26 protein-coding genes are annotated in these 24,798 nt (G+C 71.8%); 18 read left to right on the plus strand and 8 right to left on the minus strand.

Annotated features, from left to right (window positions below):
* Positions 1–249: 249 nt before the first annotated feature.
* From ACIQ7Q_RS16120 to ACIQ7Q_RS16145, 6 genes are read left to right on the plus strand one after another with little or no spacing between them, the layout of a single operon-like run.
* Entirely contained in the window at positions 250–1,728 is a 1,479-nt protein-coding gene (locus ACIQ7Q_RS16120) for a sensor histidine kinase (RefSeq protein ID WP_403861316.1), read from the plus strand.
* Complete coding sequence (locus ACIQ7Q_RS16125) at positions 1,725–2,147, plus strand: roadblock/LC7 domain-containing protein (protein ID WP_403861319.1); 423 nt, start codon at positions 1,725–1,727, stop codon at positions 2,145–2,147. The genes ACIQ7Q_RS16120 and ACIQ7Q_RS16125 overlap by 4 nt, the downstream gene beginning before the upstream one ends.
* Entirely contained in the window at positions 2,144–2,503 is a 360-nt protein-coding gene (locus tag ACIQ7Q_RS16130) for a DUF742 domain-containing protein (protein ID WP_403861322.1), read from the plus strand. Before ACIQ7Q_RS16125 ends, ACIQ7Q_RS16130 begins: the two co-directional genes overlap by 4 nt.
* A complete protein-coding gene (locus ACIQ7Q_RS16135; protein ID WP_403861325.1) occupies positions 2,478–3,203 on the plus strand; it encodes a GTP-binding protein in 726 nt (241 codons plus the stop codon). The genes ACIQ7Q_RS16130 and ACIQ7Q_RS16135 overlap by 26 nt, the downstream gene beginning before the upstream one ends.
* Positions 3,200–4,441, plus strand: coding sequence for a cytochrome P450 (locus ACIQ7Q_RS16140; RefSeq protein WP_403861328.1), 1,242 nt, complete (start codon positions 3,200–3,202; stop codon positions 4,439–4,441). Before ACIQ7Q_RS16135 ends, ACIQ7Q_RS16140 begins: the two co-directional genes overlap by 4 nt.
* Complete coding sequence (locus tag ACIQ7Q_RS16145; RefSeq protein WP_403861331.1) at positions 4,438–5,670, plus strand: cytochrome P450; 1,233 nt, start codon at positions 4,438–4,440, stop codon at positions 5,668–5,670. The genes ACIQ7Q_RS16140 and ACIQ7Q_RS16145 overlap by 4 nt, the downstream gene beginning before the upstream one ends.
* Before the next feature lie 79 nt (positions 5,671–5,749).
* Here ACIQ7Q_RS16145 and ACIQ7Q_RS16150 read toward each other — a convergent pair whose 3' ends face one another.
* Positions 5,750–7,318 (minus strand): FadD3 family acyl-CoA ligase, encoded by a 1,569-nt coding sequence (locus tag ACIQ7Q_RS16150; RefSeq protein ID WP_403861334.1) that lies wholly within the window; start codon positions 7,316–7,318, stop codon positions 5,750–5,752.
* Positions 7,319–7,379: 61 nt separating this feature from the next.
* Here ACIQ7Q_RS16150 and ACIQ7Q_RS16155 point away from each other — a divergent pair, with 61 nt between their 5' ends.
* The 3 genes from ACIQ7Q_RS16155 to ACIQ7Q_RS16165 are packed head-to-tail and all read left to right on the plus strand — an operon-like array spanning position 7,380 to position 9,765.
* Positions 7,380–8,528 carry a lipid-transfer protein gene (locus ACIQ7Q_RS16155; RefSeq protein WP_403861337.1) on the plus strand — a complete coding sequence of 383 codons (1,149 nt, stop codon included), beginning with the start codon at positions 7,380–7,382 and terminating at the stop codon, positions 8,526–8,528.
* Positions 8,529–8,536: 8 nt separating this feature from the next.
* Positions 8,537–8,992: a Zn-ribbon domain-containing OB-fold protein gene (locus ACIQ7Q_RS16160; protein ID WP_403861340.1), complete on the plus strand. Its 456-nt coding sequence runs from the start codon at positions 8,537–8,539 to the stop codon at positions 8,990–8,992.
* Positions 8,989–9,765: an enoyl-CoA hydratase/isomerase family protein gene (locus ACIQ7Q_RS16165; protein ID WP_403861344.1), complete on the plus strand. Its 777-nt coding sequence runs from the start codon at positions 8,989–8,991 to the stop codon at positions 9,763–9,765. The genes ACIQ7Q_RS16160 and ACIQ7Q_RS16165 overlap by 4 nt, the downstream gene beginning before the upstream one ends.
* 13 nt (positions 9,766–9,778) lie before the next feature.
* On the opposite strand, the gene ACIQ7Q_RS16170 is transcribed toward ACIQ7Q_RS16165, so the two are convergent.
* Complete coding sequence (locus tag ACIQ7Q_RS16170) at positions 9,779–10,273, minus strand: hypothetical protein (RefSeq protein WP_403861347.1); 495 nt, start codon at positions 10,271–10,273, stop codon at positions 9,779–9,781.
* 182 nt (positions 10,274–10,455) lie between these two features.
* A complete protein-coding gene (locus ACIQ7Q_RS16175) occupies positions 10,456–11,103 on the minus strand; it encodes a TetR family transcriptional regulator (protein WP_403861350.1) in 648 nt (215 codons plus the stop codon).
* A 285-nt stretch (positions 11,104–11,388) separates the two neighbouring features.
* Between ACIQ7Q_RS16175 and ACIQ7Q_RS16180 the strand changes: the two genes are divergently transcribed.
* The 3 genes from ACIQ7Q_RS16180 (at position 11,389) to ACIQ7Q_RS16190 (ending at position 15,615) form a co-directional block, all read left to right on the plus strand.
* A complete protein-coding gene (locus ACIQ7Q_RS16180) occupies positions 11,389–12,201 on the plus strand; it encodes a VOC family protein (protein ID WP_403861353.1) in 813 nt (270 codons plus the stop codon).
* A 183-nt stretch (positions 12,202–12,384) separates the two neighbouring features.
* Positions 12,385–14,805 (plus strand): PQQ-binding-like beta-propeller repeat protein, encoded by a 2,421-nt coding sequence (locus ACIQ7Q_RS16185; protein WP_403861356.1) that lies wholly within the window; start codon positions 12,385–12,387, stop codon positions 14,803–14,805.
* A 147-nt stretch (positions 14,806–14,952) separates the two neighbouring features.
* Positions 14,953–15,615, plus strand: coding sequence for a hypothetical protein (locus ACIQ7Q_RS16190; RefSeq protein ID WP_403861359.1), 663 nt, complete (start codon positions 14,953–14,955; stop codon positions 15,613–15,615).
* On the opposite strand, the gene ACIQ7Q_RS16195 is transcribed toward ACIQ7Q_RS16190, so the two are convergent.
* Together ACIQ7Q_RS16195 and ACIQ7Q_RS16200 are read right to left on the minus strand one after the other, a co-directional pair.
* The gene (locus tag ACIQ7Q_RS16195; RefSeq protein WP_403861362.1) at positions 15,587–16,084 is read right to left on the minus strand and encodes a nitroreductase family deazaflavin-dependent oxidoreductase; all 498 of its coding nucleotides are present in this window, start codon (positions 16,082–16,084) and stop codon (positions 15,587–15,589) included. The genes ACIQ7Q_RS16190 and ACIQ7Q_RS16195 overlap by 29 nt on opposite strands.
* Positions 16,084–17,259 (minus strand): acyl-CoA dehydrogenase family protein, encoded by a 1,176-nt coding sequence (locus ACIQ7Q_RS16200; RefSeq protein WP_403861365.1) that lies wholly within the window; start codon positions 17,257–17,259, stop codon positions 16,084–16,086. The genes ACIQ7Q_RS16195 and ACIQ7Q_RS16200 overlap by 1 nt, the downstream gene beginning before the upstream one ends.
* A gap of 158 nt (positions 17,260–17,417) precedes the next feature.
* Here ACIQ7Q_RS16200 and ACIQ7Q_RS16205 point away from each other — a divergent pair, with 158 nt between their 5' ends.
* Both ACIQ7Q_RS16205 and ACIQ7Q_RS16210 read left to right on the plus strand, forming a co-directional pair.
* A complete protein-coding gene (locus tag ACIQ7Q_RS16205) occupies positions 17,418–18,587 on the plus strand; it encodes a thiolase C-terminal domain-containing protein (protein WP_403861368.1) in 1,170 nt (389 codons plus the stop codon).
* Positions 18,588–18,619: 32 nt separating this feature from the next.
* Positions 18,620–19,303 carry a pyridoxal 5'-phosphate synthase gene (locus ACIQ7Q_RS16210; RefSeq protein WP_403861371.1) on the plus strand — a complete coding sequence of 228 codons (684 nt, stop codon included), beginning with the start codon at positions 18,620–18,622 and terminating at the stop codon, positions 19,301–19,303.
* On the opposite strand, the gene ACIQ7Q_RS16215 is transcribed toward ACIQ7Q_RS16210, so the two are convergent.
* Complete coding sequence (locus ACIQ7Q_RS16215) at positions 19,249–19,707, minus strand: Zn-ribbon domain-containing OB-fold protein (protein WP_403862149.1); 459 nt, start codon at positions 19,705–19,707, stop codon at positions 19,249–19,251. The genes ACIQ7Q_RS16210 and ACIQ7Q_RS16215 overlap by 55 nt on opposite strands.
* 38 nt (positions 19,708–19,745) lie before the next feature.
* Positions 19,746–20,198, minus strand: a complete 453-nt coding sequence (locus ACIQ7Q_RS16220) for a DoxX family protein (protein ID WP_403861374.1) — start codon at positions 20,196–20,198, stop codon at positions 19,746–19,748.
* 173 nt (positions 20,199–20,371) lie between these two features.
* Here ACIQ7Q_RS16220 and ACIQ7Q_RS16225 point away from each other — a divergent pair, with 173 nt between their 5' ends.
* Positions 20,372–21,529, plus strand: a complete 1,158-nt coding sequence (locus ACIQ7Q_RS16225; protein ID WP_403861377.1) for a flavin-containing monooxygenase — start codon at positions 20,372–20,374, stop codon at positions 21,527–21,529.
* A 147-nt stretch (positions 21,530–21,676) separates the two neighbouring features.
* Here the strand turns inward: ACIQ7Q_RS16225 and ACIQ7Q_RS16230 are convergent, their stop codons facing one another.
* On the minus strand, positions 21,677–22,672 hold the full coding sequence (locus tag ACIQ7Q_RS16230; protein ID WP_403861380.1) for a LuxR C-terminal-related transcriptional regulator: 996 nt from the start codon (positions 22,670–22,672) through the stop codon (positions 21,677–21,679).
* A 343-nt stretch (positions 22,673–23,015) separates the two neighbouring features.
* Here ACIQ7Q_RS16230 and ACIQ7Q_RS16235 point away from each other — a divergent pair, with 343 nt between their 5' ends.
* The 3 genes from ACIQ7Q_RS16235 (at position 23,016) to ACIQ7Q_RS16245 (ending at position 24,793) form a co-directional block, all read left to right on the plus strand.
* A complete protein-coding gene (locus ACIQ7Q_RS16235; RefSeq protein ID WP_403861383.1) occupies positions 23,016–23,219 on the plus strand; it encodes a hypothetical protein in 204 nt (67 codons plus the stop codon).
* A 53-nt stretch (positions 23,220–23,272) separates the two neighbouring features.
* Positions 23,273–24,163 (plus strand): LysR family transcriptional regulator, encoded by an 891-nt coding sequence (locus ACIQ7Q_RS16240; protein ID WP_403861386.1) that lies wholly within the window; start codon positions 23,273–23,275, stop codon positions 24,161–24,163.
* A gap of 177 nt (positions 24,164–24,340) precedes the next feature.
* Entirely contained in the window at positions 24,341–24,793 is a 453-nt protein-coding gene (locus tag ACIQ7Q_RS16245) for a cobalamin B12-binding domain-containing protein (RefSeq protein WP_403861389.1), read from the plus strand.
* Positions 24,794–24,798: the final 5 nt, after the last annotated feature.

Here is a 24,798-nt window from a genome sequence, read left to right on the forward strand (position 1 = left end):
GCATGTCCGCAGCCGCCGCGGCGGTGGGATGCCCGCAGCGACGGCCGTGGGATGCCCGCCCCGTGCAAGCACTGTCGTGGCAGCGTCTCCTGATGCCCACTCAGGCACTTCGTAAATAATTGGGCACCGATCGGACAAAACCAAAAGGATCTTGGCGGGAAACCGAGCGCAACCGCTCGGCGGCAGTGTGTACTTGGCGGAGTCCGCCCTCACGACGCCCCCACACCCTGCCCTTCCGAGGTCTAATCGATGATCGAGATACCGGACCTGGCCGCCGGCGGCCTGGCCGCCGGGACGTTGTCGGCACTCGCACTGGGAGGCGGGCTCATCCGCTCCCGCCGGGAAAGGGCCCGGCAGCGCCAGGAGATCGCCCGACTCCGGTCGCACCTCGAGGCCGCCCGGCACGAAGTCGACCGTGCCGCCCTGGCGTTCGCCGCGGAGGTCACCCATCTCGCCGACCGGCGCATGCCCGCCGAGGCCACCCGCGCGGCCCACCCGCACGTCCAGGTCCCCGGACCTCTCCAGCCGGCAGTGGCCGGAAGCGAACTCGGCAAGGGCATGGACCAGGTCCTACAGGCCCTGCTCACCGCCATGGCCCAGGAGCGCAAACGCGTCGACGCCGCCGCCCGGGCGGGCATGCGCGGCGCCACCCGTGAGATCCAGGCCGGTCTCTACCGCCTCCAGGACGTGCTGCGCGGGCTCCAGCAGCGGTACGACGACCCGGAGTTGGCCCAGACGCTGTTCGACCTCGACCACGAGAACGAGCAGTCGCTGCGTCGCGCCCAGGTCGCCGCCGTCGTGTGCGGGGCGTGGGTGGGACTCGCCCGCGAGGAGTCGCACCTCGTCGACGCCGTGACCGGCGGCCAGGCCCGGCTCGTCGGCTACCACCGCGTCCGGGTGCACAACCACCTCGAGCCGGGCACCGCGCTCGTCTCGCACGCCGTCGAGCCCGTCGCCATCATCGTGGCCGAACTCCTCGACAACGCGCTGCGGCATTCCGCCCCCGACACCACCGTCGTGGTCCACCTCGAACGCGCCCACCACGGCGTGTCCGTGACCGTCGACGACGCCGGCGTCGGCATGGCGAGCGACGAAAGGGACGCCGCGCAGCGGCTGGTGGCCGGAAGCGACCCGATCCTGCTGTCCGACCTGGGTGACCCGCCCCGGATGGGCCTCGCGGCGATCGGTCAGCTCACCCGGCAGTTCGACCTGTCCGTCGATCTGTCCACGCCGTCGCCCTACGGCGGTGTACGGGCCGTGCTGCTCGTCAAGAACCATCTGCTGAGCCGTATCGACCCGGTCCTGCACCCGCCGGCCGCGGGCGCCGCCCGTTCCACGCGGCAGACGGTGGAGCCCGAGCTCGCGCCCGAGCAGGCGCAGCGGGCACACCCGGCACAGCAGCCCGAGCGCGCCGCCGCGCCCGCGACGGCGGCACCGGCCCCCGCCGCCCCTCCCGCGCCCGCTCCCGCTCCAGCTCCCGCTCCCGCTCCCGCTCCCGCACACAGCGACGAGCCCGTCCACGCGCCGGTGCCCGACCCCACCCCGGACGGCGAGCAGCTGCCGCAGCGCCGCCGCCGGGTCCGTGCGGAGCCCACGACCGCCGCCGGCCCGTCCCCGGCCGCGTCCGCCCGTACGCCCGAGGAGACCGCCGCGGCCCTGGGCGCCCTGCAGTCCGCAACAGCCGCGGCGCGCAACACCGCCGAAACCGAAGGGACCGATTCCCGATGACCAGCCGCGAACCCGGTGAAACGGCCTGGGTGCTCGACCCGATCCTCGAGATCCCGCATGTCCGGGCCGCCGCCCTGCTGACCAGGGACGGACTCGTCTCCGGCTACTCCGCTGCCCTGTCCCAGGAGTCGGCGGAGCGCGTCGCCGCGATCATCAGCACCGTCCAGGGTGCGTGCCGTACGGCCGCCGCAGCGTTCGCCGACGAGAGCGCCGCCCATCTGCGCCAGGTCGTCATCGAGTCCGACCACGGCTACATCCTGATCGCCCCCACCGACCACGGCACCTGTGTGGCGGCGTACGGCGACCCGGAGGTGCGGCTCGACCTGCTCGGCCACCGGGTCCACTCCCAGGTGGCGAGGCTCGGCGAGAAGGCCATGGCCGCGGCGCCCCGCGGCGCCGACGGCGGCACACCGGCATGACCGGCCGCCGGAGCGGCCGCCCCCTGGTCCCCGCCTACCTCGCCACGGGCGGGGTGGCGCGGCCCAGTCGCAACAGCCTGGAACGCCTGTCGGTGCTGACCGGCACCGGCGGCCCCGCGCCCGCCGAACTGCCCGCCGCCCAGCACGCCGTGCTGGAGGCGCTGGACGGCGGGTCGCTGACCGTGGTGGAGACGGCAGCGCTGCTGGAGCTGCCGGTCTCCGCGGTGCGCGTTCTCGCCGCCTCCCTGATCGACCAGGGGCTGGTGAGCGCACGCCCGCCGGTCCCGATCGCCGCCCTGCCCGACCGTGACCTGTTGAAGAGAGTGGCCGATGGCCTCCGCGCCCTCAAGCTCTAGCCCGCCCGCAACCGCCGGCCCGCCCCCGGGCTTCGGCCCGCCCCCGGGCACCGGCTCAGCCCCGGGCACCGGCTCGGCCCCGGCCGTCCCGGTCTCCGGCCGGCCCTCCCGCGACGGCGGACTCCATCTGCCGGACACCGCACGCCAACTCGTCAAGATCCTCGTCGCGGGCCCGTTCGGCGTCGGCAAGACCACGCTGATCGACTCCGTCTCCGAGATCCGGCCGCTGCACACCGAGGAGCATCTGACCGAGGCGTCGGCGACGGTCGACGACCTCGCCGGGGTGCGCGACAAGACGGCCACCACCGTCGCCATCGACTTCGGACGGATCTCGCTGGGCGGCGGGATCGTCCTTTACCTGTTCGGCACCCCAGGCCAGGAGCGGTTCCGCTCGCTGTGGAACGACATCGCGTACGGCGCCCTCGGCGCGCTCGTCCTCGTCGACACCCGCCGCATCGACGACTCCTTCGACGTCCTCGGCATGGTCGAGGAGTCGGGCCTGCCGTACGCCGTCGCCCTCAACACCTTTCCCGACTCCAAGAGCTACGGCGAGGAGCAGCTGCGGCGCGCCCTCGACCTCGAGCCGGACACCCCGCTCGTGATGTGCGACGCGCGTGACACCAACTCCTCCGTCGACGCGCTGCTCGCCCTCGTCCAGCACCTCATCCACCTCAACAGCCGGCAGACGGAGGCACGGTGACCGCCGCCTATCCCGCCCGCTCCGACGCCTTCTCCCTCTCCGCGCCCGTACGGCTGTGGGAGGAGGGCTTCGCGACCGCCCCGCACCGCTACTACGAGGCATTGCGGGCCCAGGGCCCCGTCGGCTGGGCGGAGCTCGCCCCCGGGGTCCCGGCGTACGTCGTCACCGACCGCCGCGCCGCCCTCGACCTGCTGCACGACACCGAGACCTGGTCGCACGACCCGCGGGCGTGGGAGGCCACGGTCGCGGAGGACTCGCCCGTGCTCGGCATGATGCGCTGGCGGCCCAACACCCTCTTCGCCGACGGAGACGCGCACATCCGCTACCGGCGCACCCTCGTCGACGCCTTCGACCTGGTCGAGCCGCACGACCTGCGCGAGCGCGTGCACCACTCGGTGGACGTGCTCGTCGGCCGGTTCGGCCCGGCCGGGCAGGCCGACCTGGTGGCCGGCTTCGCCCGCCCGCTGATGGCGCTGGTCTTCAACAACCTCTTCGGCCTGCCCGACAGCGAGTCCGGCCGCCTGGACGCCGCGCTCGGCGCGATGATGGAGGGCGGCGACAGGGCGGCGGAGGGGGAGGCCGAGTACGGCAAGTACGTACTGGAGCTGATCGCCGCCAAGTCGGCGCGGCGCGGCCCCGACATCACGAGTTGGCTGCTGGACCATCCGCTGGCGCTCACGCCGGAGGAAGTGACCTGGCAGGTCTTCCTGACCCTCGGCGCCGGCCACGAGCCCAGCGCCAACCTCGTCTCCAACGCCCTCTCGCGCATCCTCGGCAACCCCGCCTACTACTCCACCCTCACCAGCGGCTCCCGCCCGGTGATGGACGCCGTACTCGAGGTGCTGCGCTACGAGACGCCGCTGGCGAACTACGGCATCCACTTCGCCCGCGAGTCGGTGTCCTTCCACGGCGTGTGGGTGCGGGCGGCGGTCCCGGTCGTGGTGTCCTACGGCGCACTGGGCCACTTCTCCGAGCAGGCCTTCGCCGGGACGCATCACCGGCACGACGCGTCACACCTCTCGTTCTCGGCGGGTGAGCACGCGTGCCCGGTCAAGCAGCCCGCCGTGCTGATCGCCACCGAGGCGATCGAACGCCTCACCCAGTGGCTTCCCGACCTGGAGCCGGTGGTGCCGCGCGAGCGGCTCACCTGGCGGCCCGGACCGTTCCACCGATCGCTGACGGCGCTGCCCGTCAGATTCACTCCCCGTAGCCCCGACCAGGCAGGAGACCGTTCATGACCGTGTCCACCCGAGTGGCCGTCGATCCGTTCGGCGCCGACATCATCGCCGAGAGCGCCCGTCTGCGCTCGCTCGGACCGGTGGTGCCCGTCGAGCTGCCCGGCGGCATACCCGCCTGGGCGCCCACCGGTTACGACACTCTCAAGGCACTCATCCTGAACCCCGAGGTCAGCAAGGACCCGCGCAGACACTGGTCGCTGTTCCCGAAAATCGGCGAACACCCCGAGTGGGGCTGGATCATGGGCTGGGTCGGCGTGATCAACATGCTCTCCACCTACGGCAGCGACCACACCCGGCTCCGCAAGCTCGTCGCGCCCAGCTTCACCGCCCGCCGCACCGAGGCGATGCGCGAACGGGTCGAGGCCATCACCGCGGAGCTGCTGGACAAGCTGGACGCCGACGGCGCCGACGGCTCCGTCGTGGACGTGAAGGCCGCGTTCGCGCAACCACTGCCCATGCGGATGATCTGCGAGCTGTTCGGCGTGCCCGACCATCTGCGCGAGGACACCGGCCGGCTCATCGCTGCCCTCATGGACACCTCCGACCCGAGCCCCGAGCGGGCCGCCTGGGTCCAGGAGCAGATCGGCACGGTCCTCGGCTCGCTCATCGGCCACAAGGTCGAGAGCCCGGGCGACGACATGACCACCGAGCTGATCAAGGTCCGCGACGAGGACGGCGACCGGCTCAGCGACGAGGAGCTCCTCTACACCCTGCTGCTCGTCATCGGCGCGGGCTTCGAGACGACGGTCAACCTCATCGGCAACGCGGTCGTGGCGCTGCTCGAGCACCCCGAGCAGCTCGCCGCCGTACGGGCCGGTGAGATCAGCTGGGAGCAGGTCATCGAGGAGGTGCTGCGGGTCCGACCGTCCATCGCCAGCCTGCCTCTGCGGTTCGCGGTCACGGACATCACGATGGGCGGCGTCACCATCCCGGCGGGCGACGCGATCCTGACGACCTACGCGGCGGCCGGCAACGACCCGGCCCGTTACGGGGAGGAGGCGGCGGCCTTCGACGCCACGCGCGCGGCCGACGACCACCTGTCGTTCGGGATCGGCGTGCACCGCTGCATCGGGGCGCCGCTGGCCCGTATGGAGGCGATGACCGCGCTGCCCACGTTGTTCGAGCGGTACCCGGACCTCGCGCCCGCGTTCAAGCCGGACGAGCTGACGCAGGTCCCGTCGTTCATCGCGTACGGCTGGCAGCAGATCCCGGTCCGCCTCCACGGCTGACCCGCCCCGACCGGCACCGCCACCGGCCCGGCACCACGCGTGCCGGGCCGGTGGCTCGGGTGCCGGGCCGGTGGCTCGCTCAGCGGCTCGAACAGGACCGCAGCTCCGTCTTGAGGACCTTCCCGCTCGCGTTGCGGGGCAGGCTGTCCACGAACTCGACCTGCCTGGGCACCTTGTAGTTCGCCATCTCCCGCCGCGACCAGGCGATCAGGTCGTCGGCCGTGAGCGTCGAGTCGGGGCGGCGGACGGCGTACGCCTTGCCCACCTCGCCGAGCCGGGCGTCCGGCACGCCGATGACGGCGACGTCCGCGATGTCCGGGTGCAGGCCGAGCAGTTGCTCGATCTCGGCGGGGTACGCGTTGAAACCGCCGACGATGAACATGTCCTTGATCCGGTCGGTGATCCGCAGGTTCCCTTCCTCGTCGAGGACGCCGACGTCCCCGGTGCGCAGCCAGCCGTCGGGTGTGACGGCCTCCTCCGTGGCGTCGGGGTCCTCGAAGTAGCCGCGCATGACGTTGTGCCCGCGGACCAGAACCTCGCCCGGCTCGCCCGGCGCCGACGCGAGGACGCGGACCTCGGTGCCGGGAATCGCGCGGCCCGAGGTGGCGGCGATGGTGGCGGGGTCGTCGCCGCGGCGGCACATGGTGACGATGCCGCTCGCCTCGGAGAGGCCGTACGCCGTCAGGACGGTGGCGATCCGCAGTTCGCCGCGCAGCCGCTCCACCAGTCGGAGCGGGACGACGGCGGCGCCGGTGACGACAAGACGCAGGGCGCTCAGGTCGTGGCGGTCACGGGCCGGGTGGTCGAGCAGCGCCTGGTGCAGGGTCGGCGGGCCCGGCAGGACGGAGATGCGTTCGGCTGCGATGTTGGCGAGGACGGTGTCGACGTTGAAGACGGACTGTGGGACCATCGTCGCGCCGCGCGTGAGGCACGCGATGATGCCGGCCTTGTAGCCGAAGGTGTGGAAGAACGGGTTCACGATCAAGTAGCGGTCGCCCTCGCGCAGTCCGGCCAGCTCGCTCCACAGGTCGTAGCAGCGCAGGGTCTGGGCGTGGGTGATGACGGCGCCCTTGGGGCGGCCGGTGGTGCCCGAGGTGAACATGATGTCGGAAGGGTCGACGGCCGTGACGGTGCCCGCCCGCTCACGCACCCGGCCGGCGCCGACCCCGTCGCCGCCTGCAAGGAAGTCCTTCCAGGTGCGGTAGTCCTCCGGTGCGCTGTCGGCGAGGACCACGACCTGCTCGAGCTCGGGAAGCTCTACGTCCGAGCGGCGCAGGGAGGCGACGTAGGAGGTGCCGAGGAAGGTGCCGGTGATGAAGAGGAGCCTGGCACGCGAGCGCCGCAGCACATAAGCGGCCTCCGTGCCCTTGAAGCGGGTGTTGAGCGGTACGAGCACGCCGCCCGCGCTCACGGCGCCGAGGGCGCAGACGATCCACTCGAGCGTGTTGGGCGCCCAGATCGCGACCCGGTCGCCCTTGTGCAGGCCGGAGGCGATGCACGCGGCGGCGGCACGCTCGACGCGTTCTCCGAGCTCCTCGTACGAGACGCGGGTGCGGCCGTCGACGACGGCCTCCCGCTCGCCGTACCGCCGTGCCGCACTGCGCACCAACTCCGGTATGGAGCCCCACTCCAGGTCGCCCCGTCGCATCGCAAGCCTCCCTCGCGTCGCAGTAGCTGACGGTACGTCAGATTAGCTGTACGCTCCCCGCATGGCGACCCTCAAGGACCGAGCAGCGATAGCCGGAATCGGCCAGACCACCTTCGCCAAGCACCTGCCGGAGTCGGAGCGGACCCTGGCCTGCCGCGCGATCCTCGCCGCGCTCGACGACGCCGGCATCGCACCATCGGAGGTCGACGGCTTCGCCTCCTACACGATGGAGGAGACCGACGAGGTCGAGATCGCCAAGGCGATCGGCGCCGGCGACGTCACCTTCTTCTCCAAGATCGGCTACGGGGGCGGCGGCTCCTGCGCCACCGTCGCACATCTCGCCGCGGCCGTCGCCACCGGCCAGGCGAGCGTCGGCGTCGCCTGGCGCTCACGCAAACGGGGCTCCGGCCCGCGCCCCTGGACCAACACGGCGGTGCAGTTGCCCACACCCGCCCAGTGGACCCGCCCCTTCGGGCTGCTGCGGCCCGCCGACGAGATCGGCATGCTGGCCCGCCGCTACATGCACGAGTACGGCGCCACCCGCGACCACCTCTTCAACGTCGCCCTCGCCTGCCGCAACCGGGCCAACCAGAACCCGGCCGCGATGATGTACGAACGACCGTTGACCCGCGAGATGTACATGACCGCACGCTGGATCAGCGAGCCGCTCTGCCTCTTCGACAACTGCCTGGAGACGGACGGCGCCCTTGCCTGTGTGATCGTCGGCGCCGACCGCGCCCGCGACTGCCGGCAGAAGCCGGTGTACGTCCACTCGGTCGCCCAGGGACTGCCCGCCCAGCACCACGGAATGGTCAACTACTGGAACGACGACCCGCTCACCGGGCCCGCCTGGACCGCGGCCCGACAGCTGTGGAAGCAGGCCGACTTCGGGCCGCAGGACGTCGACGTGGCGCAGATATACGACGCGTTCACCCCGCTGATCCCGCTGTCGCTGGAGGGTTACGGCTTCTGCGGACGGGGTGAGGGGGCGGCCTTCACCGAGGGCGGCGCCCTGGAGATCGGCGGCCGACTGCCCCTGAACACCGGCGGGGGCGGCCTCAGCGAGGCGTACGTCCACGGATTCAACCTGATCAACGAGGGCGTGAAGCAACTGCGCGGCACGTCCACCGCCCAGGTGCCGGACGCAGGGAGATGTCTGGTGACCGCCGGTGAGGGCGTTCCGACCTCGGCCGTGCTTCTGAGGAGTTGAGACGAGGGATGACGAACTCCGCCAGTGGACATCTGATGCCGGTCGTCGACGACGACGGCGCCCCGTTCTGGGAGTACGCCGCCGGCGGCGAGCTGCGCGTCCAGGCCTGCGCCGCGCCCGCCTGCGGCGAGCTGCGCTTCCCGCCCCGGCCGTGTTGCCCGCACTGCGGGTCCTTCGACAGCGCATGGCGGCTGATGAGCGGCCGGGGCCGCATCTGGTCGTATGTGCTCCCCCACCCGCCGCTGCTTCCCGCGTACGCCGCGGAAGCCCCCTACAACGCCGTCGTCGTCGAACTGCTGGACGCCCCCCGCATCCGGCTCGTCGGCAATGTGGTCGCCTCCCCCGACGCGCCGTTGAACTCGGTCCCTGCGGCCCGGCTGCGCATCGGCGCGGGCGTGAAGGTCGCGTTCACCACCGCCGGTGACGGAATCGTCCTGCCACGCTGGCTGCTGGAACGGCCATGAGTCTGCGGGTGGAGACGGACAAGGACACAGGCGTGGCCCTGGTCACCCTCGACCGGCCCGCGAAACACAACGCGATCGACCTGGCGACCGCAGCCGAACTCTCCGCCGCCTGGTGTGAGTTCCGCCGCGACGACACCGTACGGGCGGCGGTGGTGACAGGCGCAGGCGCCCGCGCGTTCTGCACGGGCATCGACCGCGCCGCCGAGGTGCCGCAGCCCTCGTCCCCGTACTCGATCGACGATCCGCTGCTCACGATCGGCCCCAAGGCGAACGACCTGTGGAAGCCGGTGGTCGCGGCGGTGGAGGGGATGGCCTGCGGCGGGGCCTTCTACCTGCTGGGGGAGAGCGAGTTCCTGATCGCCTCGCACGAGGCGACGTTCTTCGACCCGCACACGACCTACGGGATGGTCAGCGCCTACGAGTCCGTTTTCATGGCCCAGCGCATGCCGCCCGGCGAGGCGGCCAGAACGGCGCTGATGGGCACGGCGGAGCGCATGTCGGCCCGGCGGGCGTACGAGATCGGCCTGGTCTCCGAGCTGACGGACCCGGGCTGCGCGGCGCAGGCGGCGCTGCGAGCGGCAGCGGTGATGGCGTCGTATCCGACGGACGCGGTCCAGGGGACGGTACGGGCCCTGTGGTCAGCCACCGAGGGGGCACGGGCCCGCGCGCTCGCCCATGCCCCGCACCTGGTGGCGCTCGGCAATCTGCCGCCGGGGCGGCAGGCCGAGCTCTTCACGAACGGTCGGGGCAGGGGCGGCTTCCGGCTGCGTTAGCGGTTTTCCCGGCTCAGCTGCGGGAGGCCCGGGAGACCTCGCACTTGGTGTACTCGGAGCCGTCGCCGGTTCCGGTGTACGGGGTGCTGAGCACCGCGGTCTCGGAGGCACCGGCGACAACGGCGATCGCCGTCTTGGTGGCGGTGGCCGGAGCGGTGGTGCTGCCGAGATCGCCGGTGAACTTCATGGTGACGTCGTAGGCGTAGTCCAGCGAGTCACTGTTGCTGATGGTGATCTTCGCGGTGAGGTTCTTGCCGGCGTCGTCGAGCTTGCACTCGTCGATGGTCACGTCGCGCGCGGCCTTGTCGGCACTGGAGCCGCCGGGCAGCGAGCCACCGGTGCTGCTGGAGTTGTCGTCGTCGCGGCTGCCGCTGCCGCCACTGCTGCTCGAGGAGCTGCTGGAGCTGCTGGAGTTGTCGCAGCCGCCGCCGTTGGAGCCACGGGCCCCGGTCAGTGCGACGAGCGCGATCCCGAAGACGGCGATGGCGCGGACATGACGGATCTTCACGTTTCAACCCCCGTTGAAAGCATTGGTGGATGGGCTCGCTTGACGAGCGCACGACACCCTAGCAGCGCCCTGCGACCACTCCGGCCCGAGAACGCCGACGGCGGCCACCCGGAGAGGGGGGCCGCCATCGACATGACAGGACTCGCACATACGGCACGGAGGACAAGGCTCCGTGCCGGGAACTACTTCGTCGGCTTCCTTCCGGTGATGCCCAGGTGCACCAACAGGGCCAGATTCGGCTTGAGTTCGGCCTGCTTCACACCCCAGGTGGTGAAGCCCTTCTGATGGGAGGCGACCGCCGCCAGCATGGCCACCAGCGAGCCGGCCATCGCCGCCGGGCTGACGTCCTTGTCCACCTTGCCCTTGCTCTGGAGCTCCTTCACCGCGTCGGCGAGGGAGTTGGTGACCGAGTTCAGGATCTTCATGCGGATCTTGTAGAACCGCTTGTCGCCCTCGGCGGCGCCGAGGTCGACCACACGCAGGAGCGCGTCGTTGCGACGCCAGAAATCAAGAAATCCCTCGACCAGTTCTTCCGAGGTCTGCCAGCCGGCCTTGCCGGTCCAGGAGCGGCCGGAGACCAGTTCGGTCAACTCCGCGCCCTCCTTGGCCATTTCCTCCGCGATTTCGAGGACGGCACCCTCGACATCGGGAAAGTACTGGTAGAACGTCGCGGGCGAAGTCCCCGCCTTCCGGGCCACGTCGATGACTTTGACGTCCCGGTACGGCGAGGAGCTGAGCATCTCGCTGAGGCAGTCGAGCAGCTTCTGCCGCGTCGCCTGACCGCGTCGTCCGGCCACCCGGCCGTCGACGGTACGCACTTGTCCTGTCATGCCGTCAGCTTACCGAGGGGTGATCGGCGCGCGATTCGGCCGACTGCAAATGGGGTGCCATGCACACGCGGCAATAGTGTTATCAACAGCCTGTGGACAACTTCGGTGGACAACTCAACAAAATCGGCTCCGGCGGACGGCCCGACCATCCCGGCCGATCACCCCGAAACCGCCGGAAGCGGCCGTTTTACGAGCAAACGTTCGATTTGATCTCGAGCGCACGGCGTGATGCCCCATTAGCTTGAGGGTGACGGGCACCACACGCGCGCGAAGGGAACCGGGTCCATGGCCTCATTCACAGAGGGCACGCCGTGCTGGGTGGACGCATCGCTCCCCGATGTGGAGGCGGGCAAGCGCTTCTACGGCGAGCTCTTCGGGTGGACCTTCACCGAACGAGGCGGCGGTCAGGTCCCCGGCGGCGTCCGCGCCCGCCCCGCCGACGCCTACAGCGACGGACGACTCGTCGCAGCCCTCACACCCAAGCGGGACGGCCGCATGCCCACCGTCTGGGGCGTCTACTTCGCCACCGACGACGCCACGGGCATGGGCCGGCGGATCGCCGAGAAGGGCGGCCAGGTGATCAGCGCCCCGCTGCCCGTGGGCGACGACGGGGTCGTAGCGGTCGCCGCCGACCCCGGAGGCGCGGTGTTCGGCCTGTGGCAGGCGGGCAAGCGGCCCGGCTTCGAGAAGCAGGGCGAACCGAACTCGTTCTGCTGGACCGAGGTGTACACCCGCGACGCCGAGCGCGCCGACGCCTTCTACGAGTCCGTGTTCGGCCTCCAGGGCACCGACCTGACCGGCGACATGGCCGGCTTCCGCATGTGGTCGCCCGCCGGTACCAAGCCGGGCGAGAGCACCGCCGTCGGCGGGCGCAGCCTGATCACCGACGAGTTCCCGCCCGAGATGCCCGGCCACTTCCTCGTCTACTTCTGCGTCGCCGACTGCGGCAGGACGGCCGACACCGTCGCCGCGCTCGGCGGCCGGGTCCGTACGTCGCCCTTCGACACCCCGTACGGGCGGATCGCCGTGCTCACCGACAATCAGGGCGCCACCTTCGCGGTCCTGGCGGAACCGGAGGAGGCGGCACAGGAGGGCTGACGCCGTCGCCGTGCCCGAAACGCGGTGAGACATCCCGATCCGCCCCCGGGTTCGCAACCGACGCCCCGGACAGGAAGAATCAGGGTGCTCACCGCAGAGGGGCTCGATGGTGAGACCCTGCACGGGGCTGTATGTGACGGGCTCCAATCCGTGGGAGCCCGTACGGGGAGGTGGCACGCAAGTATGGAGCAGCTGACGCAGCACGACCCGAGACGGATCGGTCCGTTCGAGGTGCTGGGCCGGCTCGGCGCCGGTGGCATGGGACTGGTCTATCTCGCCCGGTCGGCGTCCGGCCGCCGGGTCGCGATCAAGACCGTTCGCACCGAGCTCGCCGAGGACCAGCTGTTCCGCGTCCGTTTCACACGCGAGGTGGAGGCGGCACGCGCGGTCAGCGGCTTCTACACCGCGGCCGTGGTGGACGCCGACCCGCGGGCCGCCGTGCCGTGGCTGGCCACCGCCTACGTTCCGGCCCCCTCCCTGGAGGAGATCGTGAACGAGTGCGGGCCGCTGCCCGCCCAGGCGGTGCGATGGCTGGCGGCGGGCATCGCCGAGGCGCTGCAGTCCATCCACGGCGCCGGACTCGTCCACCGCGACCTCAAGCCGTCCAACGTCCTCGTCGTCGAGGACGGTCCGCGGGTCATCGACTTCGGCATCGCGTCCGGTGTCTCGAACACCCGCCTGACCATGACCAACGTCGCGGTCGGCACCCCCGCGTACATGTCGCCCGAGCAGGCCCGCGACTCCCGCAGTGTGACCGGCGCGAGCGACGTCTTCTCGCTCGGCTCCACCCTGGTCTTCGCGGCGACCGGCCACGCGCCCTTCCACGGTGCGAACCCGGTCGAGACGGTCTTCATGCTGCTGCGTGAGGGCCCCGACCTCGAGGGCCTCCCGGACGAGCTCCGGCCGCTGATCGACTCCTGCATGCAGATGGAGGCCACGCTGCGGCCCACGCCGGAGGATCTGCAGGCCCAGCTGGCCCCGCACCTCTTCTCCTCCGGCGGCGACGACAGCGGCACCGCTTCCGCATGGCTGCCCGCGCGGTCCACCGCCATGATCGAGGCCCGACGCGGCGGCGGCCGGGCTCAGCCCGCGGCGCAGCGGCCCGAACCCTCGCGGGTCCCCGCGCCGCCCGCCCCGCAGGCGCCTCCCCGGCCCGCGACCGCCCCGCCCGGACCCGACCGCGAGCCGGTGCACCACGGCGGCGGCGACCCGCGCTCGGGTCAGGCAGCGCCCGCGCACTCCCTCGGTGGCCCCGTGCGGCTGCCCGGCTCCCATGTGCCCATCGGCCCCGGCCCCCGGGTCGCCGACGCGAGCCGGGCCGCGGTCGTGGAGGCCGGTCCCGCCACCGGCTGGGTGCGCCCGCCCTCCGGGGTGACCGGCGGACTGAACGGTGCGGACGCCCCGGGCGGCGCCGTCGCCGCGCCGCCCGCCCCGGTCCCGCAGCCCTCGCAGGCGCCCGACGCGGGCCCCGGCCACTGGCGGCCCTGGCGTTTCCGCATGTCGAACGACGTCTGGGGCACCCCGCTCGTCGACGGCGACCTGCTGTACGTCACCTCCTTCGAGGTGCACGCCCTGGATGTCGGCACGGGCCGCCGCCAGTTCAAGACCCGCGACGTGGCCTGGGCGATGGCCGTCTCCAGGGGCCGGATCCACGGCTCCGACGGCCCGACGCTGTACTCGCTCGACGCCGCCACCGGCAGCGAACGCTGGCGGCTGCAGACAGACGCCTGGGTCTACTCCCTGAAGGTCGACCGCGGCACGGTCCTCACCGGCACCCGCGGCGGCGGAGTCCAGGCCTGGGAGGCGTCCAACGGCGAGAAGCTGTGGGAGATCACCGGCGCCCAGACCGACTTCGAGACGCCGGAGGCCGGTCCGGCGATCTTCGGCGACACGGTGTATGTGTGGCAGAACGCCCGGCTGCGCGCCCTGGAGGCGCGCACCGGCGACGAGCGGTGGTCGTACCCCATCGGCGACGCGGCCTCGTGCGGGAACGTACCCGTGCGGGTGCAGCCGGCGCCCGACGGCTATGTGTACCTGTCCGCAGGCACGCGCGTCCTGGCCGTCGACATCGCGTCCGGTCTGGTGCGCTGGCACTTCGAGGCGCCCGCGGTCTTCCTTTCGCCGCCCGCCTTCGCGCCCGGCCCCGCGGTGACCGGCGGCGGCGTGTACCTCGCCGACTACCTCGGCACCGTGTACGCACTGGACGCCACCACCGGCAAGGATCGCTGGCGCATCGCCACCGAGTCACGCCAGTCCAGCGAGCCCGTGCTGATCGCCGCCGGCAACGTCCACGTCGGCAGCGGCAGCGCGCTCTACACCCTCGACGCCGTCACCGGCACCCCGATGTGGCGGTTCGCGGCGGGCGGCGAGGTCGTCGGCACCCCCGTCGTCGCGGACGGCCGGGTCCACTTCGGCTCCGCCGACCACGTCCTCTACACGCTGGACGCGAGCGGCGGCCAGCTGCGCTGGAAGCTGGCGACCGGCGGCGAGATCACGGGGTCGCCGGTGGTGCGCAACGGTGTCGTGTACGCGTGCAGCAAGGACCGGTGCGTGTACGCGCTGGACGCGGTGAAGGGAACCGCGACGGGGCGGTCTTCGCGCTGACGCGCGGCCCCGACGTCCGCGAACGCCGAGCGGGCCGACTTCGCCGCGCGGAGGCCGGACCGCGGCCGGGGTTCGGCCGGCGGTGGCGGGGTACTCGGTTGCGGCGCAGCGTCGCGGGACGAGAGCGCCGACAGAAGGGGGCCGGGGATGATTCGCAACGTCATCGGCTCGATCCTCGCTCTCATCGGAGCGGCGGCCGCGGTATGGAGCCCCTTCCGTGGCTGGTACGACGGCCGTCTCGGACGCGACTACCGCGTGCAGGACCTCTTCAACGGCATCACCCCCAACAGCGGGGCGCTGATCACCTCGGTGCTGCTCCCCCTCGCGTTCGCCGCACTGCTGACGCTGATCGGGCTGGTCCTGCGGTCGCGGCTGCTGGTGGCGCTGTCGGGTGTGATCGTGCTCGGGTTCACGGCCTTGTGGATGGTCCGCCAGGGCCAGGAGACCGGCAGTCTCACGATCGGCGGTGACGGGAACGGCCTCGGCGCCGGCATGGCCTTCGCGGTCGGTGGCGGGTTGCTGCTGCTGTTGGCCGCCGCGGTGATGACCGGTCGCCGGGAGCTGCGGCGCAGGCGGGAGGAGCCGTACGACGAGGAATCGCCCGGTCATGTGCCGGCGGACGACTGGGGCCCGTACGGGCCGGAACCGAACGGGCCCCCGTCGCGGCAGTACGGCGACCGGTACGGCGGCGACCAGTACGGCGGCCGGCCGCACCAGGACGACTACGGACCGCGGGACGACCACGGGCCGCGGGACGCCGCTCCCCCGTGGTACACGCGGTTCAGGCGTCGCCGACCTCGCGGCGGGTGAGGCGGAAGACGCGGATCTCACGGGGCGCGCGGGCCTGGTAGGTCGCGTACGGCGGCCAGAAACGCAGGGCCGACTCCCAGGCGACCGCACGGAGATCACCGGTGAGGAGCGTGGCGCGCACGGGAATCGTCTCGCCGTGCAGGCTGACCTCCGCGTCGGGGTGGGCGAGCAGGTTCGTCGTCCACGCCGGGTGCGCCGGACGGCCGAAGTTGGAGCCGACGAGGAGCCAGGTGCCCGCCCCCTCCGGCGCCTTCTCCGGTACGCAGGCCAGGGGAGTACGCCTCGGCAGACCGGTCCTCGCGCCCCGGACGGTGAGGACGAGCCCCGGCAGCATCCGCGCACTGGGCAGCACCTTTCCCCGGGTCAGACCGTGGACCGCGCGGTCCATCGCCGGGATGACGTGCGGTGCGACCTTCGCGAAGGCGTGGGTGGCGGAGATCTTCTGGACCAGTCGGAGGGCGGCGGCCATCAGGCGGCCGTCCCCGCCGGTGCGAAGAGTCCGGACCGCTCGGCGGCGGCGGAGCGCAGCCGGTGTGCGGGGCCGAGGAGCAGCTCGTCGGCGGCGGCCCGTTTGACGTACCGATGCGCCTCGTCCTCTTTGGCGGAGCCGGTGCCGGCGTGCAGTTGGACCGCCTCTCCGGCGACCGTGCGCAGCGCGTCCAGTCCCTGCGCGAGCGCGAGGGGTCCTGCGCCGGGGTCCACTGCCGCGTAGTACACCGCGGAGCGAGCCGCCTGGACGTGCACGTACAGGTCGGCCAAACGGTGTCCGACGGCCCGGACGGCGTCGGTCGGGCTGCCGGACCGCTCGCGCGCCCGGACGTGCTCCACCGTTCGCTCCAGCGTGTATCCGGCCGCGCCCGCCGCCTCCGCCGCGAGCAGTGCGGCGGCTCCCGTGCCGGCGGCGGCCAGGGCGGCAAGGACGCCGCTGCCGTCGTCGTCCTCACCCAGCAGCCGGGCGGGGCAGTCACGGAGCTGGAGCACGGCCTGTGGACGGGTCTCGTCGAGCGTTGTCAGCCGGGTGCGGGTCAGACCGGCCGCGTCGGCGTCGAGAAGGAAGAGCAGGGCGCGGCTGCGCGGGAAGCCACCCGCGTGGGCCGCGACGAGCAGCAGCCGGGCACTGTGGCCGTCGAGGACCTGCCCGGCCTCGCCGTAGAGGGTCCAGCCGCCACCGGGGCGCCGCGCCTGTATGCCGCCCGCCCGGCCGCCCCCGGCCCAGTCTCCGGCCGTGTTGTCGCCGGTCAGCGCAAGCGCCTGCGCGAGGCTGCCGGGCACGGCCAGTGCACAGGTCAAGGAGGCGTCCGCGATGCGTGGCAGGAGTTCCGAGCGCTGCTCTGGGGTGCCGAGGGCGGTGATCAGGGGTGCGGCAAGGCCCGCCGTGGAGAGCAGCGGGGACGGCAGCAGCACGCGGCCTGTCTCCTCGAAGGCGAGGGCCAGTTCGGTGAGGGTGCGGTCCTTCCCGCCGTACTGCGCGGGCAGCGCGAGACCGGGCAGGCCGAGCTGTCCGGCGAGCGCCGCCCACAGCTCGGTGTCGTACCCGGCCGGTGTGCGGGCGGCTGCGGTCATGTCCGGTCCGGAATGATCGGACAGGACGTCGCGCAGGGCTCGGCGGATCCTGTCCTGGTCGGCGGTGAGGACGGCGTCCATCCGCGGCTCCTTCCGATGGCTCAGGCGTCCGATGACCCAGACTTCTGCCCCAGGCCCCCGAACTGACGGGTCGTCATGTTAGATGCGGGCACGCCGGATGCACAGACGCGGGACGGACCACTCCTGCACACCAGGCAATCTGATGTACCGTCAGATTCATGCCCTCCACACCGCGCAAGGTCGCCGTCGTCGGCATATCCCTCTCCGACTGCGGCCGCGTCGACGGCCCCACCCCCTACGCCCTGCACGCCCAGGCGGCCCGCCGGGCTCTCGCCGACAGCGGCCTCGACCGCGGTGTCGTCGACGGCTTCGGTTCTGCCGGTCTCGGCACGCTCGCGCCGATCGAGGTGGCCGAGTATCTGGGTCTGCGGCCCACCTGGGTGGACTCCACCGCCGTCGGCGGGGCGACCTGGGAGGTCATGGCGGCCCACGCGGCCGACGCGATCGCGGCCGGTCACGCCCGTGCGGTACTGCTCGTCTACGGGTCGACCGCCCGCGCCGACATACGGGCCGGCCGGCGCACCTCCGAGCTCTCCTTCGGCAGCCGCGGCCCACTCCAGTTCGAAGTTCCCTACGGGCACACCCTCGTCGCCAAGTACGCGATGGCCGCCCGCCGCCACATGCACGAGTACGGCACGACCCTGGAGCAGCTCGCCGAGGTGGCGGTTCAGGCGCGGGCGAACGCCGCCGCCAACACGGACGCCATGTTCCGCGACCCGATCACCGTCGACGACGTGCTGGACGGACCGTTGATCGCCGACCCGTTCACCAAGCTGCACTGCTGCATCCGCAGCGACGGTGGCTGCGCGGTGCTGCTGGCGGCCAAGGAGTGCGTACCGGACACGGCGAAGGCCCCGGTGTGGATCCTCGGCACCGGCGAGCACGTCTCGCACACCGCCATGTCGCAGTGGGACGACTTCACCCTCTCGCCCGCGGCGGTGAGCGGCCGGCTCGCCTTCGAACGGGCCGGGGTGCGGCCGCACGAGATCGACATCGCGGAGATCTACGACGCCTTCACCTATATGACCCTGGTGACGCTGGAGGATCTCGGGTTCTGCGCCAAGGGCGAGGGCGGTGCGTTCGTCGAGAAGGGCCGGCTGCTGCGGGACGGCGGACTGCCGGTGAACACCGACGGCGGCGGACTGTCCGCCTGCCACCCCGGGATGCGCGGACTGTTCCTGCTGGTGGAGGCCGTGCGTCAGCTGCGGGGCGAGGCAGGCGGGCATCAGGTGCGCCAGGCCGGCGGCAGGCTGCCCGAGCTGGCGGTGGCGTCGGGGACGGGGGGATGGTTCTGCTCGTCGGGCACGGTGGTGCTGGGGCGGGGCTGAAACCCCTACCGGCAGGTTGTTGAATTGCGGTCATGGACCACGTCGAGCAGGACCCGCAGGCCGCCTTCCGCGCACTGCTGCACACCCAGCGGGTCTGGGACGTCTCGCTGCCCGCCTTCGACCCGGCCGCCGCGCCCGGCGAGCCGCTGCCGCTGTTCCACCGGTGGTTCGGCGAGGCCGTGGCAGCCGGGCAGACCGAGCCGCACACGATGACGCTGGCGACAGTGGACGACCGGGGCCGCCCGGACGCACGGGTGCTGATGCTCCACGACGCGGACGCACGCGGCTGGCACTTCGCCTCCCACGCCACCAGCGCGAAGGGCCGCCAACTGGCCGCCCACCCGGAGGCGGCGCTGGTCTTCTACTGGGCCGCGCAGGGCCGCCAGGTGCGGCTGAGGGGCCCCGTCTCCTCCGTCTCCGCCGAGGAGAGCCTGGCCGATCTGCACGCCCGCTCGACGGGCGCCCTGGCGGCGGCGCTGACCGGTCGGCAGAGCGAAGTGCTCACGTCCGAGGCCGAGTTGGCCCGCGCCTCGCAGGCCGCATGGGAGCGGGCGCAGGCGGAACCGGACGCGCCGGTGGCGACATGGACGCGGTACGTGCTCGCACCGCGCGAGGTGGAGTTCTTCCAGGGCGACGAGCGCCGCCGCCACCTGCGGCTGCGCTACCGCCGGGAGGCCCCTGGCGGCGCCTGGGAGCGCGAACTGCTCTGGCCCTGAACGGACCCCGAGGGACGGAACACCGGGACCGTGACACCGTCGTCCCCCGCCCGGAAGGCGACTTCGAGCTCCATACCGATGGCCAGGAGCTCGGGCGCGCACTCCACCACCTCGGACATCATCCTTACACCCTCGGCCAGTTCGACGAGCGCGGCGGTGTAGGGGACGCGTCCCGCGAAGGGTGGCAGGTCGTTGCGGTGGACGACGGACCAGGTGTAGAGCGTCGCCCGCCCGCTCGCCGCCTCCCAGTGGACGTCCTCGCTCCAGCAGTGCGGGCAGAACTCGCGCGGGTAGTGGTGCGGTCGCCGGCAGGCGGCGCAGCGGCGGACGAGGAGTTCACCGGCGGCGGCCGCCTCCCAGTAGGGGCGGGTGAAGTCGTCGACGTCGGGGGTCGCCGTGGACACGGCCGTGCGGCCGGCGGCAGGCTCGACGGCCGGGCCGGTCACAGGAACAGCCCCGTCACGTGATCGAGGGACCATGTCTGCCAGGACATGGCGAAGAGGGCGACCAGCGATATCAGGGCCATCATGGCGTTCTGCCCCTGCTCCGCCCAGTCGTGGATCATGAGGATCAGATACAGCAGATTGAGCAGCAGCCCGCCGACGAGGGCCACCGGCGTGAGGAAGCCGGTGATCAGGCCGAGACCGAGGGCGAGTTCGGCATGGACGACGATGTAGGCCATAGCCTTGGGGCGGGGCGCGACGATCTTCTCGAAGCCGGTCCGCACGGCCGGCCACCGGTGCTCGCGCGCGACGCCCGCCGCCCAGGCGATACCGGCGCCCCGCTCGAACCAGGCCTTCCTGTCCTTGTGGCGCCAGCTCTCCAGCCACCACAGGCCGAGGCCGATACGCAGGACGGCGAGCCACTCGGCGCCGGTGAGCCAGACGGTCCGCATCGGACACCCCTCTCCACACGGGTCCAGGCGAATACGGAAACGGATCTGACGGTACGTCAGTTCTTTCGAGGAAGGGAGACTCGCGCAAGGAATGCCTGACCGTGACCGATTCGCAATTGAACTCCGCCTTGACCGATACCCATTCGGCAATCGCTCGATTACGCTCAGCGTTCATGGCCGACACCAAGAACAGGGTCGGGCGCATCGACCTCACGAACGACAGACCCGTCTACATCGTCGGCGGCGGTCCCGCCGGGCTCGCGGCGGCGGCCGCGCTGCGGCAGCGGGGCGTACGGGCCGTGGTGCTCGAGAAGTCCGAGACGGTCGGCGCGTCCTGGCGCCGGCACTACGACCGGCTGCACCTGCACACCACCCGCCGGCTCTCCGCGCTCCCCGGCCTGCCGATGCCGCGTTCGTTCGGGCGCTGGGTCTCGCGCGACGACGTGATCCGCTACCTGGACAAGTACGCCGAGTTCCACGAGCTGGAGATCGTCACCGGCGTCGAGGTGTCCCGCATCGAACCGGCCGGGAGCGAGTGGCTGCTGCACGCCACCGGCGGCCGCGAACTGACCGGCCGGGCGGTCGTCGTGGCCACCGGCCACAACCACACGCCGCGGCTGCCCGACTGGCCGGGCACCGACGCGTACCCCGGCGAGCTGCTGCACGCCGGCGACTACCGCAACCCGACGCCCTACGCCGGCAAGGACGTGCTCGTCGTCGGCGTGGGGAACACGGGCGCCGAGATCGCCGTCGATCTGATGGAAGGCGGGGCCGCGCGGGTGCGGCTGGCCGTGCGCACCGTCCCGCACATCGTGCGCCGCTCCACCGCGGGCTGGCCCGCCCAGCGCACCGGCATCGTCGTCCGCCGGCTTCCGGTGCGGCTCGTCGACAAGGCGGGCGGGGCCATGAGCAGGATCGCCGTGCCGGACCTCACGGAGCACGGGCTGCCGCGTCCCGACACGGGGCTGTACTCCCGCGTCAAGGAAGGCGCGATCCCGGTGCAGGACGTGGGCCTGATCGACGCGGTGCGCAGCGGCAGGGTCGAGCCCGTCGCGGCACTCGAGTCGTTCGAGGGCGACAAGGCCGTCCTGGCGGACGGCAGCCGGATCTCCGTGGACGCCGTGATAGCCGCGACCGGCTACCGGCGCGCGCTGGAGGGCCTGGTCGGTCACCTCGGCGTACTCGACGAGCGCGGCCGGCCGGTCGTCCACGGGGCGCGGACACCCGCGCAGGCGCGGGGGCTGTACTTCACCGGGTTCACCAACCCGATCAGCGGCATGTTCCGCGAGATGGCGATCGACGCCCGCAAGATCGCGAAGAAGCTGGCGTAGGGCGTCTCCACCGGATCGCCCGGGCGCGGCGAAGGCCCAACGCGGGGAACGAAGTCCGTGCGGAGCCGGCCGCCCGCCGTGCGCCGATCGTCGGCGAACGGCGGGCGGTTCGCCTCAGGTCCCCTCACTGCCGCCCGGTCACGGCTGTCACGGCTCCTTCGACAGCCAGCCGTGCTGGACCGCCCTGACACCCGCCTCGAAGCGGCTCCGCGCGCCGAGACGTTCCATCAGTTCGGTGGCGATGCGGCGCGCGGTGCGGTGGGACACCCCGAGCCGCTTGGCTATCGCCTCGTCGGTGTGCCCCTGGGCGAGCAGCCGCAGCGCGGTGGACTCCTGGCCGGTCAGGCCGTTCGCGTCCCGCCGGCGCACGGTGCCCAGCGGCTGCGCCACCTCCCAGGTGGTGTCGAACAGGGCGCACAGCGCGTTCAGCGTGCCCTGCCCCGTGAGAATGACGGCCCCCGCGCTGGTGTCCTCGGAGTCGATGGGCAGGATCGCGAGCGAGCGGTCCGCGATCAGCATCCGCGTCGGCAGCAGCGGCACGGTACGGACCAGGCCGCCCATCTCGGTGAGCCAGTCCGCGTGCGCCACCGTCGGCGGGCTGTTGCGCACACTGTCGAGGTAGATCGTGCGCATCCGCACGCCGCGCTGGAGCAGTTGCTGGTTCAGCGGCCTGGCCGCCTTCAGGTTCTCCGCGGTCTGCGCGCCGTCCGGGGAGAAGGACATCACCTCTTTCCGTATGTCGCGCTGCAGCTGTGCCAGCCGCTCGCGTATCGCGTCGATACCGACCACCTGCTCGACGCCCGAGTCCGGCGTCCCCGGCTGCAGGCCCGCGTACTCGGAGATCAGCCGGGCCGCCGCGGCGCGGGACTCCTCGATCCGCTGCTGGTGTGCGGCGAGTTCCGCGGACTGGCGCGCGAGCAGGGCCTCGAGTCCCAGGTCCGGCGACACCGCCCGCAGCCGGTCGGGATGTTCGTAGGACATGTTCACCAGGTTGAGGGCGGCGAGTACCTTCTGCGCCGACCTCACCGTGTCCTCCGTCAGGTCGAGTCTCGCCCCCAGTCCCCCCGGGCCGTCCTGCGGATACCTCAGCATTGCCCGGTAGACGGACTCCGTCGTGCGATCCAGCCCGAGTGTCTCGAGCATGCGTCCCCCCTTCTGCCGCATGTTCCAGCCGACCGGTACCACTGCCCGACCGACTCGGAATGAGTCACTCAAGTGGTCCTCGACCAGCTCGATCTCAAACATCGAGACCTTAGATAGCCACTGGCGTGCGAACAAGAGGTTTCCAGGTCACAACACCCCCGCTACGCCTGGTGGATCGTGCCGCGGCGTGCGGTGGACATGTTGGGTCAGGGCCCATTCGGGCCACCCGGTTTCCCTTCTCCCGGGCCGTCACCGAGGGGAAGCTGGTGATCACCGGCGGGGCGACGCCCCAGGGGCGAACCGCCGCAAACCATCCCGCATGTCACCGACCCGAGGAACAGTCATGCCTTCGAAGCGTCTCGTCCGCACCGCCGCGATCGCCACCCTCGCCCTCGGCACGGTCCTCGCCGTGCCCGCGGCGGCCGTCGCCGAGCCCGGACAGCGCGCCTTTGTCAACGCCTCCTCGAGTGCCGCTCCGGCGGCCGCCGAGAGCGACCCGACCACGCCGCCGGCCGGTGGCGAGAACGACTGGGGCTGGCAGCGCTGAATCCCCGAGCCGCACACACCGCTCATCGCCGAATCTCCTCACCTGGAGGCCCAGTGGACATCCGACAACTGACGACCTTCCACAAAGTCGCCACGCTGCTCAGCTTCACGCGCGCCGCGACGGAGCTCAACTACGCCCAGTCCAGCGTGACGGCGCAGATCAAGAGCCTGGAGGCCTCGCTGGGCGCCGAACTCTTCGAGCGGCTGTCCGGCAAGATCCAGCTCACCCAGGCCGGCCGGCGGCTGCTGCCGTACGCGGAGCAGATGCTCACGCTCGCCGGTGAGGCCCGCGGGGCGGCGTCCGGTGCGGGCGATCCCGCCGGGCTGCTGACCATCGGCACCATGGAGAGCATCACCTCCTACCGGATGCCGCCGGTGCTGGAGTTCTTCCACCACCGCTATCCGCAACTGCAGTTGGTGCTGCGGCCCAGCCTGTGCGCGGAGACGCTGCACTCGCTGCGCCAGGGCACGTTCGACATGGGCTTCCTGATGGAGGCGGAGACACAGCACTCCGGCGTGGAGAGCGAGGTGCTGGGAGCCGAACCGCTGGTCGTGGTGGCGGCACCCGAACACCCGCTGGCCGCCGAGGAGAAGGTGACGCTGGAGCAGCTGCGCGAGGTGCAGGTGCTGGCTCCCGAGGCCGGCTGCGCGTACCGCGAGCTGTTCGAGGCGGAGCTCAACGACGGGACGGGCGAGCCCGTGCCGTTCCTCGAGTTCGGCAACATCGAGTCCATCAAGCGCGGTCTGACGGCGGGCCTCGGTGTGGCTCTGTTGCCCACGATGACGGTCGCCGACGACATCGAGGCCGGGACGCTCACGGTGCTCGCCTGGGAGCCGCCGTTCGAGGTGTTCACGCAGCTGGCGTGGCGGCGGGGCAGGCATCTGTCGCGTGAGATGCGGCTGTTCATCGACCGCACGGTCGAGTTCATGTCCGGCGACTACTGACGGGCCCGGCCGGCGGCCGGCACCCCGGCCTCGGCCTCGGCCGTCTCCCCCTGATCGGACTTCGCGATCTTCGATATCGAAGAGTCCGCTCGGAGACAGCTGGACGGCATTGTCAAGACACCGGAATCATATCTTTCGTCATTCCCTCACGTTGCGGAGCTCAGGATGCCCAATATTGTGCGCCCGGCGAAAAAATTCCTGGTGTCGAGCGTATCTTCCGACGCCCATATGTGGAACCTGGTCTTTCTTCAGCTGCTGCTCGAGGAGCACGGCGGCGAGGTCTCGAATCTCGGTGCCTGTGTGCCCGATCAGGTCATCATCGACGAGTGCCGGAAACTGCGGCCGGACGTTCTGGTGCTGAGCACCGTCAACGGCCACGGCCACCTGGACGGTCTGCGGCTGATCGGCAAGATACGCAGCGAACCGGACCTTGCGGATCTGCGGGTCGTCATCGGCGGCAAGCTCGGGGTGCGCGGCGCAGAGAACGTGCAGTTCATCGAGGCGCTGTCGGCCGGCGGTTTCGACGCCGTATTCGAATCGGAAGGCGGCCTGGAGAATTTCAACGAGTTCCTCCGGGGACTGGGTCCGGCGCGTCGTGGCGCCCTCGAGATGGCGCAGGCCGCCGCATGAGCAGC

Origin of the sequence: Streptomyces sp. NPDC096176 (genome assembly GCF_044763255.1) — a bacterium.
Classification (GTDB): Bacteria; Actinomycetota; Actinomycetes; order Streptomycetales; family Streptomycetaceae; genus Streptomyces.

Bases quoted from the DNA above. Each gene is read 5' to 3' on its own strand.
- ACIQ7Q_RS16120 (WP_403861316.1), top strand. From the start codon at position 250: ATGATCGAGATACCGGACCTGGCCGCCGGCGGCCTGGCCGCCGGGACG.
- ACIQ7Q_RS16125 (WP_403861319.1), top strand. From the start codon at position 1,725: ATGACCAGCCGCGAACCCGGTGAAACGGCCTGGGTGCTCGACCCGATC.
- ACIQ7Q_RS16130 (WP_403861322.1), top strand. From the start codon at position 2,144: ATGACCGGCCGCCGGAGCGGCCGCCCCCTGGTCCCCGCCTACCTCGCC.
- ACIQ7Q_RS16135 (WP_403861325.1), top strand. From the start codon at position 2,478: ATGGCCTCCGCGCCCTCAAGCTCTAGCCCGCCCGCAACCGCCGGCCCG.
- ACIQ7Q_RS16145 (WP_403861331.1), top strand. From the start codon at position 4,438: ATGACCGTGTCCACCCGAGTGGCCGTCGATCCGTTCGGCGCCGACATC.
- ACIQ7Q_RS16150 (WP_403861334.1), bottom strand. From the start codon at position 7,318: ATGCGACGGGGCGACCTGGAGTGGGGCTCCATACCGGAGTTGGTGCGC.
- ACIQ7Q_RS16155 (WP_403861337.1), top strand. From the start codon at position 7,380: ATGGCGACCCTCAAGGACCGAGCAGCGATAGCCGGAATCGGCCAGACC.
- ACIQ7Q_RS16160 (WP_403861340.1), top strand. From the start codon at position 8,537: ATGACGAACTCCGCCAGTGGACATCTGATGCCGGTCGTCGACGACGAC.
- ACIQ7Q_RS16165 (WP_403861344.1), top strand. From the start codon at position 8,989: ATGAGTCTGCGGGTGGAGACGGACAAGGACACAGGCGTGGCCCTGGTC.
- ACIQ7Q_RS16175 (WP_403861350.1), bottom strand. From the start codon at position 11,103: ATGACAGGACAAGTGCGTACCGTCGACGGCCGGGTGGCCGGACGACGC.
- ACIQ7Q_RS16180 (WP_403861353.1), top strand. From the start codon at position 11,389: ATGGCCTCATTCACAGAGGGCACGCCGTGCTGGGTGGACGCATCGCTC.
- ACIQ7Q_RS16185 (WP_403861356.1), top strand. From the start codon at position 12,385: ATGGAGCAGCTGACGCAGCACGACCCGAGACGGATCGGTCCGTTCGAG.
- ACIQ7Q_RS16190 (WP_403861359.1), top strand. From the start codon at position 14,953: ATGATTCGCAACGTCATCGGCTCGATCCTCGCTCTCATCGGAGCGGCG.
- ACIQ7Q_RS16195 (WP_403861362.1), bottom strand. From the start codon at position 16,084: ATGGCCGCCGCCCTCCGACTGGTCCAGAAGATCTCCGCCACCCACGCC.
- ACIQ7Q_RS16200 (WP_403861365.1), bottom strand. From the start codon at position 17,259: ATGGACGCCGTCCTCACCGCCGACCAGGACAGGATCCGCCGAGCCCTG.
- ACIQ7Q_RS16205 (WP_403861368.1), top strand. From the start codon at position 17,418: ATGCCCTCCACACCGCGCAAGGTCGCCGTCGTCGGCATATCCCTCTCC.
- ACIQ7Q_RS16210 (WP_403861371.1), top strand. From the start codon at position 18,620: ATGGACCACGTCGAGCAGGACCCGCAGGCCGCCTTCCGCGCACTGCTG.
- ACIQ7Q_RS16220 (WP_403861374.1), bottom strand. From the start codon at position 20,198: ATGCGGACCGTCTGGCTCACCGGCGCCGAGTGGCTCGCCGTCCTGCGT.
- ACIQ7Q_RS16225 (WP_403861377.1), top strand. From the start codon at position 20,372: ATGGCCGACACCAAGAACAGGGTCGGGCGCATCGACCTCACGAACGAC.
- ACIQ7Q_RS16230 (WP_403861380.1), bottom strand. From the start codon at position 22,672: ATGCTCGAGACACTCGGGCTGGATCGCACGACGGAGTCCGTCTACCGG.
- ACIQ7Q_RS16235 (WP_403861383.1), top strand. From the start codon at position 23,016: ATGCCTTCGAAGCGTCTCGTCCGCACCGCCGCGATCGCCACCCTCGCC.